The organism is Variovorax sp. P5_A3 (assembly GCF_056400665.1).
The window spans coordinates 15,406-33,297 of the sequence record NZ_JBFUKW010000027.1 but is presented as its reverse complement, the minus strand read 5'-3'; the positions used below and the strand labels follow the sequence as shown (position 1 = coordinate 33,297).

Below are 17,892 nucleotides of genomic sequence, written 5' to 3'. Positions count from 1 at the left end.
ATTCGACCCGCCATGTCTTCATCACCCTGCGCCCGCTTTCGCAACAGCCAGCGATTCGCCGCCCTGCTCGCTCTCGCCACCGCCTGCATGCTGGCGGCGCCCGCTCGGGCGCAGCCCGCCTGGCCCAGCCGCCCGATCACCGTCGTGATCGGCTATCCCCCGGGCGGCAGCGTCGATGCCGTCGGCCGCGCCGTCGTCGAGACGCTCGGCAAGAAGCTCGACGCCACCGTCGTCGTCGACAACGCCGGAGGCGCCGCGGGCGCCATCGGCGTGCAGAAGGTGGTCAACGCGGCGCCCGATGGCTACACGCTGATCTTCGGATCGAGCAGCGAGTTCGTCGCCACGCGCTTCCTCAATCCGGCGCAGAAGTACGACGCCGCCAGGGACCTGGTGCCGGTCGGCTACGTAGGCGCCATCCCGCTGGTGCTGGTCGCGTCGACGCAGAGCGGCGTGACGTCTCTGGCGCAGTTCGTCTCCGTCGCCCGCCAGAAGCCAGGGCAGTTGAGCTACGGCACCTCGGGCATCGGTTCGATGCTGCACTTCTCGGGCGAACTCGTGAAGAAGCAGGCCGGCCTGTCGATCACCCACATCCCCTACCGCGGCGCCGGCAACATCGGCAGCGACCTTGCCGGCGGCGCCATCGAATTCGCCTTCCTCGGGCCGGGCGCGGCCAAGCCCTTCATCGATGCCGGGCGCATCGTTCCGATCGCGGTGACGAGTGCCCAGCGCATCGCACTGATGCCCGGCGTTCCGGCTCTGGGCGAGCATCCGGCGCTCAAGGGCTACGACCTGGTGGCCTGGTACGCGCTGATGGCGCCCCGCGGGCTGGCGCCGGAGACGCAGGCCAGGCTGCAGCGCGCGCTGCGGGAGACGCTGCAGGACGCGGCGGTGCGGCAGAAGCTCGAGCGCATCGGCGTGGTGGTCGGCCGCGGCGACGAGAACCTGCCGCAACTGATGGCCCGGGATGCCGTGGAATACAAGCGCATCGTCGACTTCGCGGGCATGAAGGAGTAGGCCGCGGCACTTGCAGGGCCCGGAATCTTGCATCTGTAAGACGCTCGCGGGCCGTGAAATCGGCTCGAAACGCCGGCCATCGACAGTCGAGGCGTCGCACAAGTCGCGGCACACAAGGAGCAACGATGACGCCTCGCCACCTCGACCTTCACGCCCATCAGCCAGCCGCCGAGGGGCATTCCAAATGACCACGCCGGCACGTCCGCGCGCGGTCATCGCCGGCGGCTCGCTGAGCGGCCTGTTCGCGGCGACCACCTTGCGCGCCGTCGGCTGGGACGTCGCGGTCTTCGAGCGCTCGGCCGACGCACTCGACAGTCGCGGCGGAGGCATCGTGCTGCAGCCCGACGTGCTCGCCGCCTTCCGCTTCGCCGGTGTCCGGCACACCGACGCGCTGGGCGTGCGATCGGACGACCGCATCTACCTGAACGCCGAGGACGGCGTGGTCCACCGGTCCCGCATGCCGCAGACCCAGACCGCGTGGAACATGCTCTATGGGGCTATGCGGAGCGCGCTGCCGGCGAGCTGCATCCACGCCGGCGAACGGCTGGTGAGCTTCAAGCAGACGGGCGACCGCGTGACGACGCTTTTCGCGAGCGGCCGGATGGAAAGAAGCGATCTGCTGATCGGTGCCGATGGCGCAGGGTCCACCGTGCGCAGCCAACTGCTGCCCGGAATCAAGCCGGCCTACGCAGGCTATGTCGCTTGGCGTGGCCTGGTCCCCGAGGCAGCACTCCGAAGTGCCGCCGCCGCGAGGCTCGGCAGCGCCTTCGTGTTCCAGCAGGGGCGCGATCACCTGTTGCTCGAGTACCGGGTTCCTAGCGATGACGGCTCCGTGGCAGAAGGCTCGCGGCGCTGGAACTGGGTCTGGTATCGCAAGCTGCCCGCGGGCGCGTCGCTGGCCGAACTGCTCACCGATCGCCGCGGTACGGCCCACGCGTATTCGCTACCGCCCGACGCCGTCCGGGATGCGCCGATCGACGCGTTGCGGCGAGACGCTCGGCAACTGCTGGCCCCGAGCCTGTGCGAGCTCGTGCTCGCCACCGAGGCACCGTTCGTCCAGGCCATCCTCGACCTCTCGGTGCCGCGCATGGTGTTCGGACGCACCGTGCTGATCGGCGACGCGGCCTTCATACCGCGCCCGCATACGGCAGGCAGCACAGCCAAGGCGGCCGCCAACGCGCTGGCGCTGGCGAAAGCCATGGCGCCGAGCGGCGGCCGCATCGACAACCGCCTCGCGGCCTGGGAGGCGGATCAGTTGAGAGCGGGAGCCTCCATGGGCGCTTGGGGGGTGTCGATCGGCAACCAGATCATGGGGATCGCATGACGTCCACGACCTCGTCCCCAACGCCGCCGGCACCCCCGGCTGCGGTCCGCCTTCTCGGGGCTCCGAACTCGCCACGGGCATTCGAGATCCGCGACTTCCTGAGCCGAAGCGTGGTCGCCTACGACTGGGTCGAGCTCGACGAGGCCTCGGCCCGCAGTCTCCCCGGCATCAGCGGGCTCGACGATCCGGCCCTGCCGCTGTGCGAGTTCCCAGACGGCACGCGACTGCTTTCGGCGAGCGTGCCAGAGATCGCCCGGCGGCTCGGATGGGTGAGTCGGCCGCGGCTGGCACGCTACGACGTATCGATCTACGGCGCCGGGCCGGCCGGGCTGAGCGCCGCGGTGTATGCCGCATCCGAGGGCCTGAAGACCGTGCTGGTCGAGCGCCAGGCCATCGGCGGACAAGCGGGCAGCTCGTCGCTGATCGAGAACTACCTGGGCTTTCCGCGCGGCATCAGCGGCGCCGAGCTCGCGGAACGCGCTCGCCAGCAGGCCGTGCGCTTCGGCGCCGAGATCCTGCGGCTGCGCGAGGGAACGCACGCGATGTTCGTCGACGACGGCATCCGCGTCGACCTTGCCGACGGCAGCCAGCTGTCGGCGCGCGCCAACATCTGCGCGACCGGCATCGAGTGGCGCCGCCTTGGCCTTCCGAATGAAGAGCGGCTGCTCGGTGCCGGCCTGTTCTACGGCGCCGGATCGAGCGAGGCGCCGATGTGCGCAGGCGAGACGGTCTATGTGGTCGGCGGCGGGAATTCGGCCGGTCAGGCGGCCATGAACCTGTCGCAGTACGCGCGCGAAGTGGTGCTGCTGGTGCGCGGCGAACGGCTCGCGGACACGTTGTCCGACTACCTGGTGCGCAAGATCGTCGACTCGCCCAGGATCCGGGTCGTGACCTGCTGCGAAGTGATCGCGCTGGCCGGCGACCGGTGCCTGGAGGCGATCAGCGTGCGCGAACGCCCGAGCGGCCATGTGGCGTCGCTGCCCGCGCAGCGCGTGTTCGTCTGCATCGGCGGCCTGCCCAATACCGAATGGGCCCGTGACACGGACATCGTTCGGGATGCAGCGGGCTACCTGGTCACCGGTCCAGACCTGCTGCTGACGCCCGACCACTATCGCAACTGGAGCCTCCAGCGCCCCCCCTTTCATCTGGAGACCAGCGTACCCGGATCGTTCGCCATCGGCGACGTGCGGCACGGCTCGGTCAAGCGGGTGGCCTCGGCCGTCGGCGAAGGCGCCATGGCGGTGGCCTTCGTCCATCACCATCTTTCCACTTCATGAGGAGTTCGACATGACCAAGCCATGCACGCATACCGCCGGCATCCGCCACGTGGTGCCCAGCGCCAAAGGCTGCGAGGAATGCCTGAAGACCGGCAGCACATGGGTGCATCTGCGGTTGTGCCGGACCTGCGGCCACGTGGGTTGCTGCGATGAATCGCCGAACCGCCACGCACGGGCGCATTTCCATGCCACCGCGCATCCGATCATCGAGGGTTATGACCCCCCGGAGGGTTGGGGCTGGTGCTTTGTGGATCGCGTTGGGCTCGACCTGGGCGTCGACACGACCCCGCAGGTCGGGCCCATCCCGAGATACCTCTGACGCGGCGGGACCTGGTCGCATCCATTGCGTATGAAACAGCGGCAATTGCAAACGAATCCGGGCAGCACGCCCCGCAATCGGCGGGCAACGCCAGACTCCGACAGTAGAGCCACCGAGACAGGACATCGCAACGCAAGGCCAAGGCCGGGCGAAGGCGGTCCGGTCGAGGGATTCACCATGGGGTCGTCGATGTGCATCTGTCGGCCGCGCCCCTTCCACTCGTAGATACGTAAAGGAAAAGTCATGATCAAGCTCAACGCAACGATGGCCCTCGCGGCTGCAGCCCTCGCCCTGTCGGCCAACGCAGCCTCCGCCCAGGCCCTGTCTCGCGCGCAGGTGCAGGCCCAACTCAGCGCCGCCCAGGCCAGCGGCCAGATCGCCGCCTTCGACGGCGAGGACAGCGGTTCGGCCTACCTGTCGGCCCGGTTCCATCCCAGCGAACCGCGCACCGCGGTGAAGGCCGAGGTGGCGCAGGCCCGCACCGACGGTACCCTCGCCGTGCTCGACGGCTCCGACAGCGGATCGTTCTATCTGTCGCGCCACCAGTCGCTGACCGAGCCCCGCTCGCAGGTCAAGTCCGAACTCGCCGCAGCCGAGAAGAGTGGCCAGCTGGATGCGCTCTACGGCGAAGACAGCGGTTCGTTCGAGCTCGCCACCATGCGCGCGCAGCCAGGCGTGCGCGCCGCCGTCGCCTCGACGCGCTGAGTCAACGCATTTTCGTCGCAACCCCCGAAACAACTCACAAAAGGCACCTCGATGACCACCACGCTCGAATCCACCCTCGCCCGCCGCCAGGCGCCCTTGCGCACCCCGACCGCACTCGGCGCCGATGCCCGACGCGACATCAGCGCCGGCCTCGCGGCCCTGCTGGCGGACAGCTTCGCGCTGTATCTGAAGACGAAGAACTTCCACTGGCACATGTCCGGCCCGCACTTTCGCGACTACCACCTGATGCTAGACGAGCAGTCGGACCAGATTTTCGCCACCACCGACCCCATCGCCGAGCGAGCCCGCAAGCTCGGTGGCACCACGCTGCGCTCGATCGGGGACATATCGCGCCATCAGCGCCTGTTGGACAACGACGCGCCCTTCGTCACGCCCGGCGATATGCTGGCCGAACTGCGCGAGGACAACCTGCGCCTGGTCGACTACATGCGCGCCACCCACGCGTTGTGCGACGAACAGGGCGACGTTGCGACGGCCAGCCTGCTGGAGAACTGGATCGACGAGGCCGAGCGCCGCGCCTGGTTCCTGTTCGAGACCGGCCGCGAAGCCTGAACCGGCAACGAGATGCGAGCCCTCGCGCCGAGAGGTCGGTTCAGTGCAGAACCTGCACCTGGGGCTCGAAGACGTAGCCGGCGCCACGCTCCGTGCGGATCATCTTCGGCGCCGAGGCATCAACCTCGATCTTGCGCCGCAGCCGCAGGATTTGGACGTCGATCGAGCGGTCGTACACCTCCGCCCCATGCAGCCGCGACAGCTCCAGCAGCTGGTCGCGCGACAGGATGCGCTGGGGCTGCTCGCACAGCGCCAATAGTAGGTTGAACTCGCCGTTGCTGAGCTCGACGCGCTTTCCCTCGGGCGAAGTCAGCCGGCGTGCCAGCAGGTTGAGCTCCCATCCCGCGAAGCGAAAGGCCCGGCGTTTGGTGCTGCGGCCTGTCGGAGCGGCATCGGTCCTTGCCTGATAGCGCCGCAGCACCGCGCGGATCCGCGCCAGCATCTCACGGTTGCTGAAGGGCTTGGTGACGTAGTCGTCGGCGGCGATCTCCAGGCCCATCACGCGATCAGCCTCGTCCTGCTTGCCGGTCACGATGATGACCGGCACCTCGCTGGTGTCGCGCAGGCCGCGCGCCAGCTGCATGCCGTCCTCGCGGCCCAGGCGCAGGTCGAGCATGACCAGGTCGATCACGTGGTCCTGGAGAACTGCGCTCATCTCGGCGCCGCTGGCCACCGCGGTCACCTGGAATTCGTTCTCCGAGAGGTACGCCAACATCAGCTCGCGCAGTGCGGGATCATCATCGACGACAAGGATGTGGGGGGATGCAGTGTTCATGACGCTATGAGCGTAGTGCAAACGATCCTACGCTTCATCGTACGGGGCCTTTCATTCATCGCGGGGGTTGTCGCCAGGATGGTGGTCGAGCTGGAGATCGAGCCGGCAGCAGAAGATGAATCACTGTCGGTCATCAATGGGTTGTCCGCTGCCATCCGACGAGGCTTCGACTCTCCGGAGAAGCTGGCATTTGCGAATCGCCACGCTGAGGTGCTGGGCCGTGTGGAGCTGCACCGCAGATTCGTGGCCGAGCAGTCGTTTGACGCCGAGGACGGGGAAGACCTGTAGCGGCGGAGGTGTCTGGAACCCGCATATCCGCCCGCCTGGGCGATTCGTTGGAACGATATTGATGGTGAAGCGGCGTGTTTGCCTGTCAAGCCCCATCGCCGGCACCGCCCTTTCACAGCTCCTCACATTTCGGTTTGCGTGGAAATCTCGAGGGCGGCGTCGATCTCGGTGCCGAGATAGCGGACGGTCGTCAAGCTTGGAGTGACCAAGCAGCAGCTGCACAGTCCGACGATTCTTGGTTCTGCGGTAAATGTCCACGAGTGACCACGCTGGTTGTGTCAGGTCTTGAGTTAGGAGCTGGTGCGGCAGACCTCGGGCGTCCGCTCTTCCGAGCAGCAGTCACTCAACATCGGAGGAGCGACCGGCTGCTCACAGTCTAGAGTAGTCAGACGCTGCCCGGACGGCCACGGGGGTCCATTGCCCGGGGGGACAACCGACGGACGGGCGGGCTTCACCCAATGGCCGCGTCCGAAGACTACTGAGGGGAACGCCATCTTCGAACACTGGTGTTCTTCGGCGCATGAGGCCGTTCTCCCCTCCGGCTTTTAGTCGAAAATTCCCGTAACTGGTTTTTTGAGCAAATGAGGCCGCTTCCCTAGGGAAAATTCCCACAACCTTAGTAAACCAAAGGCCGCCAAGCCAAGGACATTGCCCTATTCGACCGTCACGCTCTTGGCGAGGTTGCGAGGCTTGTCGACGTCCGTCCCCCGCGCACACGCCGTGTGATATGCCAGCAACTGCAACGGCACCACGTGCAGGAGCGGTGACAGCGCCCCATAGTGCTCGGGCATGCGGATCACGTGAATCCCCTCGCTGCTTTCGATGTGCGTATCGCCGTCGGCCAGCACGTAGAGCACGCCACCGCGCGCGCGCACTTCCTGCAGGTTGCTCTTCAACTTTTCGAGCAGCGCGTCATTCGGCGCGACGGCGACCACAGGCATCTCGCTCGTGACCAGTGCGAGCGGCCCGTGCTTGAGTTCGCCGGCCGCGTAGGCCTCGGCGTGGATGTAGGTCACTTCCTTGAGCTTGAGCGCGCCTTCGAGTGCGATCGGGTAGTGCAGGCCGCGACCGAGGAAGAGCGCGTTTTCCTTGCGCGCGAAATCTTCCGCCCAGCTGATGACCTGCGGCTCCAGCGCGAGCACGGATTGCAGGGCCACGGGCAGATGTCGCATCTCCTTCAGGTAGCGCGCTTCGTCCGCTTCGGCGAGACGCCCCTTCGACTGCGCCAGCGCCAGCGTGAGCAGGAAGAGTCCCGCCAGTTGCGTCGTGAAGGCCTTGGTCGACGCCACGCCGATCTCGACGCCGGCGCGCGTGATGTAGGCGAGCTTGCACTCGCGCACCATCGCGCTGGTCGCCACGTTGCAGATCGTCAGGGTGTGCTCCATGCCCAGTGACCTTGCGTGCTTGAGCGCAGCCAGGGTGTCGGCGGTCTCGCCCGACTGGCTGATGGTCACCACCAGCGTCTTCGGATTCGGTACCGAGTCGCGGTAGCGGTATTCGCTCGCGATCTCGACCTGCGTCGGCATCTTCGCAATGCCTTCGAGCCAGTACTTGGCCGCGCAGCCGCTGTAGTAGCTGGTCCCGCAGGCCAGGATCAGCACGTTGTCGATGTCGTTGAAGACGCGCCATGCGGCCGCGCCCGGCTGCCCGTCTGTGTCGACGCCATCGAAGAGCTCGGGCACGATGCCCTCCACGCCTTCGAGGGTGTCCGAGATGGCGCGCGGCTGTTCGAAGATTTCCTTCTGCATGTAGTGGCGATACGGGCCGAGCTCGGCCGCGCCGCTGTGCGCCTGCACCGTGCGCACGACGCGGGTCGCGGGCTTGTGCGCGCGGTCCACGATCCAGTACTTGCCGGGCTGTATGTCGACCACGTCGCCCTCTTCGAGGTACACGATCTGGTCCGTCACGCCGGCCAGCGCCATCGCGTCGCTCGCGAGGAAGTTCTCGCCCTCCTCCTTGCCGACACCGAGGATCAGCGGCGATCCGGCGCGCGCGCCGACCACGCGATGCGGCTCGTCGCGGCAGATCGCGGCGATCGCATAGGCACCTTGCAACTGCTTGACGCTCGCCTTCACGGCCTCGAACAAGTCGCCGTCGTAGTGGCTGTCGATCAGGTGCGCGATGACCTCGGTATCGGTCTGGCTCGCGAAGACATAGCCCCTGGCCTGCAGCGCCGCACGCAGCGCTTCGTGGTTCTCGATGATGCCGTTGTGGACCAGCGCCACGCGACCGGGGCGGGCCGTCTGGGCATCTGCGCCGGCGCCATGGCTGAAATGGGGATGGGCGTTGTGCACGGCAGGCGCACCGTGCGTGGCCCAGCGCGTGTGGGCGATGCCGGTGGTGCCCTCGATGTGGTCATCGCGCACTTGCGCGAGGAGTTCGGCCACGCGCGAGGTGGTGCGGGCCCGCTGCAGGCCCCCCGCATGCACAGCCACCCCGCAGGAGTCATAGCCCCGGTATTCGAGGCGCTGCAGGCCCTGAACAAGGACGGGGACGATATTGCGTCCGGAAACTGCGCCGACGATGCCACACATAACTGCTCCTGCGATTGGAAGTCAGGCATGTTAGATCGCTGCGCCTGGAATTATTGGTCAGTGTTTTACATATTTTGATTAATAATTTCCTTCACTCCCCTTGACGATCATTTATTTCATTGAACGAACAAAAGTGAAATTCTCAGACCTTGATGAAGTTGACCTCCGCTTGCTTGACGCGCTCCAAGCCGACGCAGCCCAGAGCAACCAGTCGCTTGCCGAGCGCGTCAACATCTCGCCGCCCACCTGCCTGCGGCGGATCCGCCGCCTGCGCGAGGCGGGCTGGATCGAAAGCGAGGTCGCCATCCTCAGCGCCGACCGCATCGCCCCCCTGCTCACCGCAGTCGTGGAGGTCTCGCTCGACCGGCAGGACGCATCGGCCCTCGACGCCTTCGAGCAACGGGTCGTGCCCGACGCCGCGGTGCAGCAGTGCTACCGCGTCTCCCCAGGACCCGATTTCGTGTTGATCGTCACCGTAAGCGACATGCCCGGCTACCACGCGCTCGCGCAGCGCCTCTTCACCAACGACGCCAACGTGCGCAACGTAAAGGCGTTCTTCAGCATCCACCGCGCAAAGTTCACCCCCCGCGTCCCCCTCCCTTCGCGCCCCGACGCAAGCTAACGCAAATGCCAGAAACACCGTGGAACCGGCTCTGCCGGGCCACCGGTGTTGCCCCCGGCAGGGGGGTGGCGGCTACACGAAGTGAGCAAGCCTGGGGGCGAGCAACATGCCCACCGCGGAACCGGCTCCGCCGGGCCACCGGTGTTGCCCCCGGCAGGGGGTGGCGGCTACACGAAGTGAGCAAGCCTGGGGGCGAGCTATTTTTTTGGTCGCTGCCAGTTCGCGAAGCTCGTTTGACGCGCCCGGGAGATCGTCAGCGCGCCCGGCTCCGTGCTCTTCGTCACCGTCGAGCCCCCGCCAATGGTGCCGCCCGCACCGATCGTTACCGGCGCCACCAGCACGCAATTGCTGCCCACGTGCACGTCGTCGCCGATGATCGTGCGGTGCTTGAACGCACCGTCATAGTTGGCCGTGATGCTGCCGGCGCCGTAGTTGACCCGCTGGCCCACCGTGGCGTCGCCCAGGTAGGCGAGATGGTTCGCCTTCGCGCCGGCGGCGAGCGTCGAGTTCTTGACCTCGACGAAGTTGCCGATGTGCACCTCCGCACCCAGCCGGGCGCCTGGCCGCAGCCGCGCGAAGGGGCCGACCAGCGAGCCCCTGCCCACCGTCACACCGGCCTTCTCGCCATCGATGTGGGTGAAGGGATGGATCACCGAGCCGCTCTCGATGCGGGCGTTGGCAATCACGCAGTTCGCTCCGATGCGCACGCCGGCGCCCAGCGACACCGCACCCTCGAACACGCAGTTGACATCGATCTCGACATCCGACTCGCAGGCCAGCGTCCCCCGCAGGTCGAAGCGCGCCGGGTCGGCCAGCCGCACGCCCTGCACCATCAACGCATCGGCCTGGCGACGCTGGTACGCGCGCTCCAGCGCCGCGAGTTGCATGGGACTGTTGACGCCGGCCACCTGCAGCGCGTCGTCCGTGCGGTGCGCGACGACCGGCACGCCGTCCACGGTCGCGAAGCCCACCACGTCAGTCAGGTAGTACTCGCCCTGCGCGTTCTTGCTGTCGAGCCGCCCGAGCCACGACTTGAGGAGCCGCGCCGGCACCGCCATGACGCCGCTGTAGATCTCGTTGATCGCGCGCTGGGCCTCGCTAGCATCCTTTTCCTCGACGATGGCTAGCACCTCGCCTTCGCCCTCCTGCCCTTGCGCGCGGATGATCCGGCCATAGCCGGTCGGCTCGTCCACGCAAATGGTGAGCAGTGCGAGACGCCGGCCCGCGCTCTCGGCCACGAGCGCACGCAAGGTGGCATCGCCGATCAGCGGCACATCGCCCGACAGCACCACCACCGTGCCGTCGTCGGGCAGGAGCGGTGCGGCCTGCTGCATGGCGTGGCCGGTGCCGAGCTGCGGCACCTGGCGCGCGAACTGGGGCGTCACGCCCGTCACGGCGGCTTCGAGGGCGGCCTCGACTTCGGTCGCGCCGTGGCCCGTCACGACGACCACGTGGCGCGCGCCGATGCGTCCGGCCGTCTCGATCACGTGCGTGACGAGTGCACGCCCACCCAAACGATGCAACACTTTCGGCAGGCTGCTCTTCATGCGCGTGCCTTTTCCGGCCGCCATGATGACGACGTCGACCGGGCCCTGGTTGTCTTGCGGAGTCTGATTCATGCCTCTTTCCCGAATGCGTTGCGCGAAGTTGGCGCGGATTATCGGCGTGCTGGTCCTCGGCGCCGCGCTGGCGGCGTGCAGCGCGATCAAGCTCGCCTACAACAACCTGCCGGAAGTGAGCTACTGGTGGCTCGACGGCTACGTCGACTTCGACGGCACCCAGACGCCGCGCGTGCGGGACGAGTTGGAGCGCCTGCTGGCCTGGCATCGCCAGAACGAACTGCCCAAGATCGTCGGCCTGCTCCAGCGGGCGCAGGCCCTGGCGCCCAATGACGTCACGCCCGAGCAGACCTGCGAGATGGTGAACGAGATTCGCACCCGGCTGCTGGCGCTGGCCGAACGCGCGGAACCGGCCGGTGCCGAACTCGCGGTGAGCCTGACCGAATCGCAGTTGCAACAGCTCGAGCGCAAGTACGTCAAGATCAACGCGGACTACCGCAAGGACTGGCTGGACCCCAGCATCACCAAGCAGCACGAGAAACGCTACGAGCAGTTCCTCGATCGCAGCGAGGATTTCTACGGCCGGCTCGATGCCGAGCAGCGCGACCTGCTCCGACGGCAAGTGGCGCGCTCGGTCTTCGATCCGCGAGAGCTCGATGGCGAGCGCAAGCGGCGCCAGAAAGAGGCGCTGGCGATGTTGCGCCGCTTCAACGCCCAGAAGACGTCGCCCGCCGAAGCGCAGGTGGCGTTTCATGCCTACGTGCTGCACATCGCGGATCCGCCGCCCGGTCCGTGGCGCGACCGGCAGCGGGCGCTGCAGCAGGAGGCCTGCAACGACATTGCCGAGTTCCACAACCAGACCAGCGCCGCGCAGCGCGACAAGGCGATGCGGCGCCTGCAGGCCTACGAGAGCGATTTGCGCGACCTGGCTGCCTCACAGTGAGCGCCCGGAATACGCCGAATGGCACATGAAATCTGTCGCGACAAAGTACAACGTTTGTTTACACTTGGGCGGGACTCATTCAATCATCCATGAACATCACGCTCTGTACGCTCTTCGAGGGAAACTACCATTTCGGCGTTGCGGCGCTGTCGAATTCGCTGATTGCCGCAGGCTACGAGGGCGACCTCTGGGTCGGCTATCGCGGCGCGCTGCCGGGCTGGATCGTCGATTCACCCGCCTTCGACCGCGCCACGGGCCAGTTCCAGGTGGCGCCGACGCTTCGGCTGTGCATGGTCGAACTCGCGACGCCGCTGCACTTCACGTACTACAAGCCCACCTTCATCAGAGAGATGTTCGAGAAGCTCGCGCCAGCTTCGACCATGGTCGCCTACATCGATCCGGACATCGTCCTGAAGTGCGACTGGCCGGCCTTCACGGGCTGGTTCACCGAGGACGGGATCTCGCTCGCGGAGGACGTCAACTGGTGCTTCCCTGCGCGGCATCCCAAGCGGCTGCTCTGGAACCGCTTCTTCGAACCGCACGGCGCCACGCCCCGGCGCACGCTAGAGCGCTACTACAACGCCGGCTTCATCGCCGTCTCGCGCCAGCATCTCGAATTCCTGGACCTTTGGCGGCGCCTGTGTGATCTGGTCGTGGCCTACAACGCGAATGCCAAGCAGCTCAAGGCCGGCGGCTCGGCCGCGCTGTTCCACTCGACGGACCAGGACGCGCTGAACTTCGCCCTCACGGTCTGCGAGGCGCCGCTCAACACGGCCGGCCCCGAGGCGATGGATTTCGTGCCCGGCGGCTACTACCTCTCGCACGCCATCGGTTCGGTCAAGCCCTGGCACGGCGGACACATCCGCCAAGCCTTGCGCGGCCGCCCACCGACCCCCGCCAGCAAGTGGTACTACCGCTTCGCCAATGCGCCGATCAAGGTGTATTCCGACGGCGACCTCGCCAAGCGCACGCTTTCGCTGAAACTCGCCGCCGCCATCGGCCGCATCTACAAGCGCAGCTAACGCGTTTCTCCAGAAACACCGCGGAACCGGCTCCGCCGGGCCGCCGGTGTTGCCCCCGGTCGGGGGTGGGCGAAGCGACACGAAGTGCGCGCAGCCTGGGGGCGAGTCAAGTCCTCCACTGCCACCAGCGTAGGGCCAGCAGCGAGTATTGGTAGCCGAAGTTGGCGACGGCCGTCGCAATGCCGAAGCCGAGCACCGAGCGCAGGTCGCTCACGCCGACCACCGCCAGATAGACAACCTGCGTGACCAGCGTCGCCAGGATGCTGTAGGTCTGGCCGGATGTGGCCCCGCGCACCGTCAAGGTCCGGAATGCGAAGCCCGACGCGTTCTGAAGGATCGACGCCAGGAACACCATCCACACCAGCGGCTCCATGCTGCGGTACTTCTCGCCCAGCAGCAGGATCCAGTACTGCGGAAGGAAGATCGAGGTCAGCAGCATCAGCGCCATCATGAAGAGATAGATCAGATGGCCCAGGAGCAGCATCCTGCGCAGCCTTTCCCCCTCCGGCGCCCGCGCGATCACGGGAAACAGCAGGATGTTGGTCACGCGGTCCACCACGATGAGCACCATGGCGAGTCGCCCGAAGGCGCCCACCTCCGCCACCATGGTCGAGGTGCCGAACATCGAGACCAGGAACACGGTGATCACGCCCTGCACCTGGTAGAAGATCGCCGGCAGCACCAAGGGCTTGGCGATCCTGATCACCTGCGCGTCGACGCGCCGGGCGTCGTCGGCGTCCAGCCGGGCCGAGTCCACGATCTCGCGCGACCTGAATTCGATGCGATAGAGCGTGACGCTCACCACGCTTGCTGCAGCAGTCGCGGCCACGATGCCGGCCACGGACCACGAAGTCATCGGCAGCAGGAGCACGGTACCGACGAAGAGGATTCGCACGAAGTGCGACGCGAACCCGATACGGTTCAGCGTGGAGATGTGGCCGAGGATCAGCAATACCGTGCTCGCGAAGTGCTCGCGAAGCGACAGGAGCACGACCACGATCACGAAGGCCGACGCCAGCAGGTAGCCCCCGCCGCCCCAGCCATGTTCGCGGGACGTGACGAACCAGTAGGGCACCACGATGGCCAGCCCCAGCCCCAGCAGCAGCCAGCGCTTGCGAAAGACCTGCTGGCAGGCCCCGACCACCCACGGCACCTCGGTCGTGCGCTGCCCGACCACCGGCAGGCAGCAATGCGCCAGCCCCAGGTCAGTCACCCCCAGGACGAGCGTGATGCAGGCCACCAGGAAGGTATAGGCAGCGTACTGGTCCTTCGGCAGCACGTTGACGATGAGCAGGCCGGCGATGCCGCCGACAGCCACGCCAAAGGTTTCGACACCGCCAACCATGGCGATCTGGCGCAAACGGGCAAGGGGCTTCACGGGCGGGCGGCGTCGGTCATGTGAATGGCCGGCGATTGCCGGGCTGACGGGCTGCCGGCGGTTTCCGGCAGGCCCCTACGATAAGCGATGGCGCCCGCGAATCCGCGTCAGATCAGCGGCGTCGGCCGCATAGGCCGCTCGAAATAGTCGCCCAGCCGTTCGAGGGAATGCGGCTCCATGATGCGCAACCAGCCACTGTCGAGCTTGTGCAGCCCGAGCCGCTCGAGGCGGCGCAATGTCTTGTTGGTGTGCACCAGCGACAGGCCCAGCGCATCTGCGATGTGCTGCTGGTTGAACGGGAACTCGGCCCACCCGTCACGCACCATGCCGACCCGCTCCGCGCGGCGATAGAGGTGCATCAGCAGCATCGCGACACGCTCGCTGGCATTGCGCCGGCCGGCGGTGACGAGGTTGTCGTCCACCATCTTTTCCTCGCGCGCGGCGAGCCAGGTGATGTCATAGCCCAGCTTGGGGTGCGAATGGAACAGGTCCCAGAGCTTGGCGCGCTCGAAGGCGCAGAGCGTGACGCCGGTCACGGCTTCCACGCCGTGGGTCAGGCCGTCGGCGAATTCGTCCTGCAAACCGATGAAATCGCCCGGCAACAGGAAACCGAGGATCTGCCGGCGGCCGTCGCTGAGTGTCTTGTAGCGAAAGGCCCACCCCGAATAGAGCGTGTAGAGCTGGGTGCTGGCGCGTTGCTCGTCGATGATCTGCCGGCCGGCATCGACGATGCGCGTGCCGCTGCGAAACGATTCGATGGTGCGCACTTCGTCCGAGGTCGCGGGCAGGAAGGCGGGGTTGATGCGCAGGCCGCACTCGTCGCAGGGATGAGCGCAGCGGGGGGGAGAGACGGGAGCCGGATAGTCCTCGAATTTCACTTGAACACTATAGGCCTAGTCCCTGTGTCTTTTGACATTTCGGGGCGCACTTCCCCCTCCTACACTCGCAATGCCTCAAATGCGAACGCGTGAATGCATCTCCAGGAAATCCTCTACACCAGCCTGCTCGCCCCGCAGCAACCCACCGCGGTGGTCGGCAAGATCGTGTCGCGGGCCCGCGTCCGGAATGCGCAGAACGGAATCACGGGGCTGCTGGTGTTCGACGGCATGCGCTTCTGCCAGCATTTCGAGGGGGCCGAAGATCAGGTGCGTTCGCTGATGCGCCTCCTGCAGGCCGACCCGCGTCATGAGGCGGTGCGGGTCTTGTACGAAGGACCGCTGCAGCAGCGGCACTACCAACGCTTCGAACTGGGCTTCGCCGAAGTCGAGGACCACGACGACCTGGCCGACATCGATGCCCTGAACGGCGCCGAGGCACTGCAGCGCTTTCTGGCGCTGCGGCCCCGGTTCGACATCGCGGGCTGAATCAGCCCGCGTGGGCAGCAGTGGCGGCGTCCCAGCTGTAGGTCGCGCCGTTGCCGTCCCACGGCTCCATCACGATGCGTTCGCCGGCGGCCACGGCCAGCGATTCGCCCGGTGCCAGCACGAGGTCCTCGCTGCCGGCATGGGCGGTCGCGTCGCGGGTGACCCACACGCGGCCCTGGCGGATGCGCAGCACGCTGGCGCCGGAAGCCTTGAGACTCATCGCGTGGCCGGCTTCCAGCTGCCAGGCACCGCGGCGCACTGCCGGAGGCACGGCGGCCGGGCGGCCCAGTGCGACGGACGGAAGCGAAGAAGAGGTGTAGACGGCAGACATGGTGGACTCCTGGGAGGAATTTGAAAACACGCAAATGGCGCGCTTCGGGAATGAATGATCCGCCCGCCCTCGTTGGCAGTCCAATGAAAACGCGGTAGCCTACTGATTCCGGTTTCGCATCAATCCATGCGCCGGACCGAAGCTCCCGCCATGCTCCATTCCCAGACCCATCTCCGCTCCCGGCCGATTTCCGCCGGCCATCTGCGCGCATTCGAGGCGGTCGCCCGCCACCTGAACTTCCGTGCAGCTGCCGAGGAAATGGCCCTGACCCAATCCGCTGTCAGCCGGCAAATCCAGTCGCTCGAAGAGGAAGTCGGCGTGAGCCTGTTCCTGCGGCACACACGCGCCGTCGAACTGACGAGCGCAGGCGCGCAACTGCTCCTGGCCGTCCAGCAGTCGCTGCCGCGGATCGACGGTGCGGTACGCCAGATCCGCCAGAACGCCGGGCGCAAGAGCGTCTCGCTCACCACTTTTGCCTCCTTCGCCTCCATGTGGCTGATTCCGCGGCTCGAAGCCTTCCAGCGCGACAACCCGGAAATCGACATCCGCATCGACGCCAGCGATGCCGCGCTCGACATGGACATCGCGGACGTCGACATCGCCCTGCGCTACGGCCCCCGCGAGAACATGCCACCCGGCGCGGTGCGGCTGTTCGGGGAGACGATCACCCCGGTGGCCAGCCCCTGGCTGATCAAGAGCAACCCGCGCATCAAGGGACCGGCGGACATCGCCAATTTCACGCTGATCGAGGCCGGCGACGCCCACCGCACCCACCTCGAATGGCTGACCTGGCGGCGCTGGTTCGAAGTCAACAGCATGTCGCGCGCCCAGCCGCGCCGCTGGCTCTACTTCAACTACGCCTACCAGATGGTCCAGGCCGCGCTCACCGGCCAGGGCCTGGTGCTCGCCCGCAGCTCACTCATCGCCGAAAGCCTGGCCAACGGCGACTTGGTAGAGGTGCTGCCGCACCACCGCATGGATTCACCGATGGCCTACTGGCTCATCACCGGCCCGCGCAGCGCCCCGCGCCCCGAAATCCAGGCCTTCAACGATTGGCTCCTCAGCCAGGCGATCACAACGCGAGAAACGATAGGCGAAGTCCCCGACCCAGACACAATCGACGATCTCAGTTAGCTCGCCCCCAGGCTTGCCCACTTCGTGTGGCCGCCCACCCCCTGCCGGGGGCAACGCCTGCGGCCCGGCAAAGCCGGTTCCGCGGCGTTTCCCGAAAAATGCGCGCCTCAGCCTATCGGCCAGACCACGCCGTTGTCATTGAGGATCGCGTCCAACGGCATGTCGTGTGCCTCGGGCTCGAAATCGTCGAGAAAGCCGTTCGCGAAACCCAGCCCTACCGTGAAAGGCCGCGGCTCCAGCGCCGCCAGCGTGCGGTCGTAGAAACCGCCGCCGTACCCCAGCCGATAGCCCCCCGCGCTGTAGCCCAGGCAGGGCACGAAAAGCAGCGTGGGCACGATCAATTCGGTGTCCTTGGGCTTCGGGATGTCGAAGGCGTCGTTCTCCATCGGGCAGCCGGGATACCAGGAATGGAAGGTCAGGGTCTTGTGCACCCTGTCCATTTTCGGCAGGCCGATGCGCCGACGGTGCGGTTCGTCGAGCAGTTCGCCGTCCTCTTTCCAGCGATGCAGGGCCGGCAACGGGTCGAATTCGCCCTTGATCGGCCAGTAGGCGCCGATGACAGTGTCCGGCCGCCCCACCAGCCAGATGCGCATCACGCGCTGCAGCAGGTCGGCGCGCGCGAGACGGTCGGGCATGGCGAGGCGCTGTTCGATCAGCGCCGCGCGCAGTTGTCCCTTGAGAAAAGTGGCAGTTGCCGAGGTGTCGGCACCCTTTGACTTGTCCATAATCC

The 17,892-nt window shown here is 66.7% G+C and carries 19 protein-coding genes; 12 read left to right on the top strand and 7 right to left on the bottom strand.

The window, feature by feature from the left end; genetic code table 11:
- The first annotated feature begins 12 nt into the window (after positions 1 to 12).
- The 6 genes from AC1D3B_RS30060 (at position 13) to AC1D3B_RS30035 (ending at position 5,212) form a co-directional block, all read left to right on the top strand.
- Positions 13 to 1,014, top strand: a complete 1,002-nt coding sequence (locus AC1D3B_RS30060; RefSeq protein WP_478194333.1) for a Bug family tripartite tricarboxylate transporter substrate binding protein — start codon at positions 13 to 15, stop codon at positions 1,012 to 1,014.
- Positions 1,015 to 1,198: 184 nt separating this feature from the next.
- Positions 1,199 to 2,338 carry an FAD binding domain-containing protein gene (locus AC1D3B_RS30055; RefSeq protein WP_478194332.1) on the top strand — a complete coding sequence of 380 codons (1,140 nt, stop codon included), beginning with the start codon at positions 1,199 to 1,201 and terminating at the stop codon, positions 2,336 to 2,338.
- On the top strand, positions 2,335 to 3,615 hold the full coding sequence (locus tag AC1D3B_RS30050; RefSeq protein WP_478194331.1) for an NAD(P)/FAD-dependent oxidoreductase: 1,281 nt from the start codon (positions 2,335 to 2,337) through the stop codon (positions 3,613 to 3,615). Before AC1D3B_RS30055 ends, AC1D3B_RS30050 begins: the two co-directional genes overlap by 4 nt.
- A gap of 10 nt (positions 3,616 to 3,625) precedes the next feature.
- A complete protein-coding gene (locus tag AC1D3B_RS30045; protein WP_478194330.1) occupies positions 3,626 to 3,934 on the top strand; it encodes a UBP-type zinc finger domain-containing protein in 309 nt (102 codons plus the stop codon).
- Between the two features lie 243 nt (positions 3,935 to 4,177).
- Positions 4,178 to 4,639 (top strand): hypothetical protein, encoded by a 462-nt coding sequence (locus AC1D3B_RS30040; RefSeq protein ID WP_478194329.1) that lies wholly within the window; start codon positions 4,178 to 4,180, stop codon positions 4,637 to 4,639.
- Positions 4,640 to 4,690: 51 nt separating this feature from the next.
- The gene (locus tag AC1D3B_RS30035) at positions 4,691 to 5,212 is read left to right on the top strand and encodes a Dps family protein (protein WP_478194328.1); all 522 of its coding nucleotides are present in this window, start codon (positions 4,691 to 4,693) and stop codon (positions 5,210 to 5,212) included.
- Positions 5,213 to 5,252: 40 nt separating this feature from the next.
- Here AC1D3B_RS30035 and AC1D3B_RS30030 read toward each other — a convergent pair whose 3' ends face one another.
- Positions 5,253 to 5,987, bottom strand: coding sequence for a response regulator (locus AC1D3B_RS30030; RefSeq protein ID WP_478194327.1), 735 nt, complete (start codon positions 5,985 to 5,987; stop codon positions 5,253 to 5,255).
- 6 nt (positions 5,988 to 5,993) lie between these two features.
- Here AC1D3B_RS30030 and AC1D3B_RS30025 point away from each other — a divergent pair, with 6 nt between their 5' ends.
- A complete protein-coding gene (locus AC1D3B_RS30025; protein ID WP_478194326.1) occupies positions 5,994 to 6,275 on the top strand; it encodes a hypothetical protein in 282 nt (93 codons plus the stop codon).
- A 653-nt stretch (positions 6,276 to 6,928) separates the two neighbouring features.
- On the opposite strand, the gene glmS is transcribed toward AC1D3B_RS30025, so the two are convergent.
- Positions 6,929 to 8,809, bottom strand: coding sequence for a glutamine--fructose-6-phosphate transaminase (isomerizing) (gene glmS, locus AC1D3B_RS30020; RefSeq protein ID WP_478194325.1), 1,881 nt, complete (start codon positions 8,807 to 8,809; stop codon positions 6,929 to 6,931).
- Positions 8,810 to 8,909: 100 nt separating this feature from the next.
- Here glmS and AC1D3B_RS30015 point away from each other — a divergent pair, with 100 nt between their 5' ends.
- Positions 8,910 to 9,431 carry an Lrp/AsnC family transcriptional regulator gene (locus tag AC1D3B_RS30015; protein WP_478194324.1) on the top strand — a complete coding sequence of 174 codons (522 nt, stop codon included), beginning with the start codon at positions 8,910 to 8,912 and terminating at the stop codon, positions 9,429 to 9,431.
- A 197-nt stretch (positions 9,432 to 9,628) separates the two neighbouring features.
- Here the strand turns inward: AC1D3B_RS30015 and glmU are convergent, their stop codons facing one another.
- Positions 9,629 to 11,050 carry a bifunctional UDP-N-acetylglucosamine diphosphorylase/glucosamine-1-phosphate N-acetyltransferase GlmU gene (glmU, locus tag AC1D3B_RS30010; RefSeq protein WP_478194323.1) on the bottom strand — a complete coding sequence of 474 codons (1,422 nt, stop codon included), beginning with the start codon at positions 11,048 to 11,050 and terminating at the stop codon, positions 9,629 to 9,631.
- Here glmU and AC1D3B_RS30005 point away from each other — a divergent pair.
- Together AC1D3B_RS30005 and AC1D3B_RS30000 are read left to right on the top strand one after the other, a co-directional pair.
- Positions 11,049 to 11,933, top strand: coding sequence for a DUF6279 family lipoprotein (locus AC1D3B_RS30005; protein WP_478194322.1), 885 nt, complete (start codon positions 11,049 to 11,051; stop codon positions 11,931 to 11,933). The two genes, glmU and AC1D3B_RS30005, sit on opposite strands and share 2 nt — an antisense overlap.
- An 89-nt stretch (positions 11,934 to 12,022) precedes the next feature.
- Positions 12,023 to 12,955, top strand: a complete 933-nt coding sequence (locus tag AC1D3B_RS30000) for a hypothetical protein (protein ID WP_478194321.1) — start codon at positions 12,023 to 12,025, stop codon at positions 12,953 to 12,955.
- 106 nt (positions 12,956 to 13,061) lie between these two features.
- Here the strand turns inward: AC1D3B_RS30000 and AC1D3B_RS29995 are convergent, their stop codons facing one another.
- Positions 13,062 to 14,333: a polysaccharide biosynthesis protein gene (locus AC1D3B_RS29995; RefSeq protein WP_478194320.1), complete on the bottom strand. Its 1,272-nt coding sequence runs from the start codon at positions 14,331 to 14,333 to the stop codon at positions 13,062 to 13,064.
- A 107-nt stretch (positions 14,334 to 14,440) separates the two neighbouring features.
- Entirely contained in the window at positions 14,441 to 15,211 is a 771-nt protein-coding gene (locus AC1D3B_RS29990) for a Crp/Fnr family transcriptional regulator (protein WP_478194319.1), read from the bottom strand.
- A gap of 93 nt (positions 15,212 to 15,304) precedes the next feature.
- On the opposite strand from AC1D3B_RS29990, the gene AC1D3B_RS29985 reads away from it, so the two are divergent.
- Complete coding sequence (locus AC1D3B_RS29985) at positions 15,305 to 15,697, top strand: BLUF domain-containing protein (protein WP_478194318.1); 393 nt, start codon at positions 15,305 to 15,307, stop codon at positions 15,695 to 15,697.
- A 1-nt stretch (position 15,698) separates the two neighbouring features.
- On the opposite strand, the gene AC1D3B_RS29980 is transcribed toward AC1D3B_RS29985, so the two are convergent.
- The gene (locus AC1D3B_RS29980; protein ID WP_478194317.1) at positions 15,699 to 16,028 is read right to left on the bottom strand and encodes a DUF2917 domain-containing protein; all 330 of its coding nucleotides are present in this window, start codon (positions 16,026 to 16,028) and stop codon (positions 15,699 to 15,701) included.
- 150 nt (positions 16,029 to 16,178) lie between these two features.
- Between AC1D3B_RS29980 and AC1D3B_RS29975 the strand changes: the two genes are divergently transcribed.
- Positions 16,179 to 17,162 carry a LysR substrate-binding domain-containing protein gene (locus AC1D3B_RS29975; RefSeq protein WP_478194316.1) on the top strand — a complete coding sequence of 328 codons (984 nt, stop codon included), beginning with the start codon at positions 16,179 to 16,181 and terminating at the stop codon, positions 17,160 to 17,162.
- A 107-nt stretch (positions 17,163 to 17,269) separates the two neighbouring features.
- Here the strand turns inward: AC1D3B_RS29975 and AC1D3B_RS29970 are convergent, their stop codons facing one another.
- A complete protein-coding gene (locus tag AC1D3B_RS29970; protein ID WP_478194315.1) occupies positions 17,270 to 17,887 on the bottom strand; it encodes a 5-formyltetrahydrofolate cyclo-ligase in 618 nt (205 codons plus the stop codon).
- Positions 17,888 to 17,892: the final 5 nt, after the last annotated feature.

Excerpts from the sequence above, each read along its gene's own strand:
- AC1D3B_RS30035 (WP_478194328.1), top strand. The coding sequence starts at position 4,691 with ATGACCACCACGCTCGAATCCACCCTCGCCCGCCGCCAGGCGCCCTTG.
- AC1D3B_RS30050 (WP_478194331.1), top strand. The coding sequence starts at position 2,335 with ATGACGTCCACGACCTCGTCCCCAACGCCGCCGGCACCCCCGGCTGCG.
- AC1D3B_RS29980 (WP_478194317.1), bottom strand. The coding sequence starts at position 16,028 with ATGTCTGCCGTCTACACCTCTTCTTCGCTTCCGTCCGTCGCACTGGGC.
- AC1D3B_RS30040 (WP_478194329.1), top strand. The coding sequence starts at position 4,178 with ATGATCAAGCTCAACGCAACGATGGCCCTCGCGGCTGCAGCCCTCGCC.
- glmU (WP_478194323.1), bottom strand. The coding sequence starts at position 11,050 with ATGAATCAGACTCCGCAAGACAACCAGGGCCCGGTCGACGTCGTCATC.
- AC1D3B_RS30005 (WP_478194322.1), top strand. The coding sequence starts at position 11,049 with ATGCCTCTTTCCCGAATGCGTTGCGCGAAGTTGGCGCGGATTATCGGC.
- AC1D3B_RS30045 (WP_478194330.1), top strand. The coding sequence starts at position 3,626 with ATGACCAAGCCATGCACGCATACCGCCGGCATCCGCCACGTGGTGCCC.
- AC1D3B_RS30055 (WP_478194332.1), top strand. The coding sequence starts at position 1,199 with ATGACCACGCCGGCACGTCCGCGCGCGGTCATCGCCGGCGGCTCGCTG.
- AC1D3B_RS30000 (WP_478194321.1), top strand. The coding sequence starts at position 12,023 with ATGAACATCACGCTCTGTACGCTCTTCGAGGGAAACTACCATTTCGGC.
- AC1D3B_RS30025 (WP_478194326.1), top strand. The coding sequence starts at position 5,994 with ATGAGCGTAGTGCAAACGATCCTACGCTTCATCGTACGGGGCCTTTCA.
- glmS (WP_478194325.1), bottom strand. The coding sequence starts at position 8,809 with ATGTGTGGCATCGTCGGCGCAGTTTCCGGACGCAATATCGTCCCCGTC.
- AC1D3B_RS29985 (WP_478194318.1), top strand. The coding sequence starts at position 15,305 with ATGCATCTCCAGGAAATCCTCTACACCAGCCTGCTCGCCCCGCAGCAA.
- AC1D3B_RS29970 (WP_478194315.1), bottom strand. The coding sequence starts at position 17,887 with ATGGACAAGTCAAAGGGTGCCGACACCTCGGCAACTGCCACTTTTCTC.
- AC1D3B_RS29975 (WP_478194316.1), top strand. The coding sequence starts at position 16,179 with ATGCTCCATTCCCAGACCCATCTCCGCTCCCGGCCGATTTCCGCCGGC.
- AC1D3B_RS30030 (WP_478194327.1), bottom strand. The coding sequence starts at position 5,987 with ATGAACACTGCATCCCCCCACATCCTTGTCGTCGATGATGATCCCGCA.
- AC1D3B_RS30060 (WP_478194333.1), top strand. The coding sequence starts at position 13 with ATGTCTTCATCACCCTGCGCCCGCTTTCGCAACAGCCAGCGATTCGCC.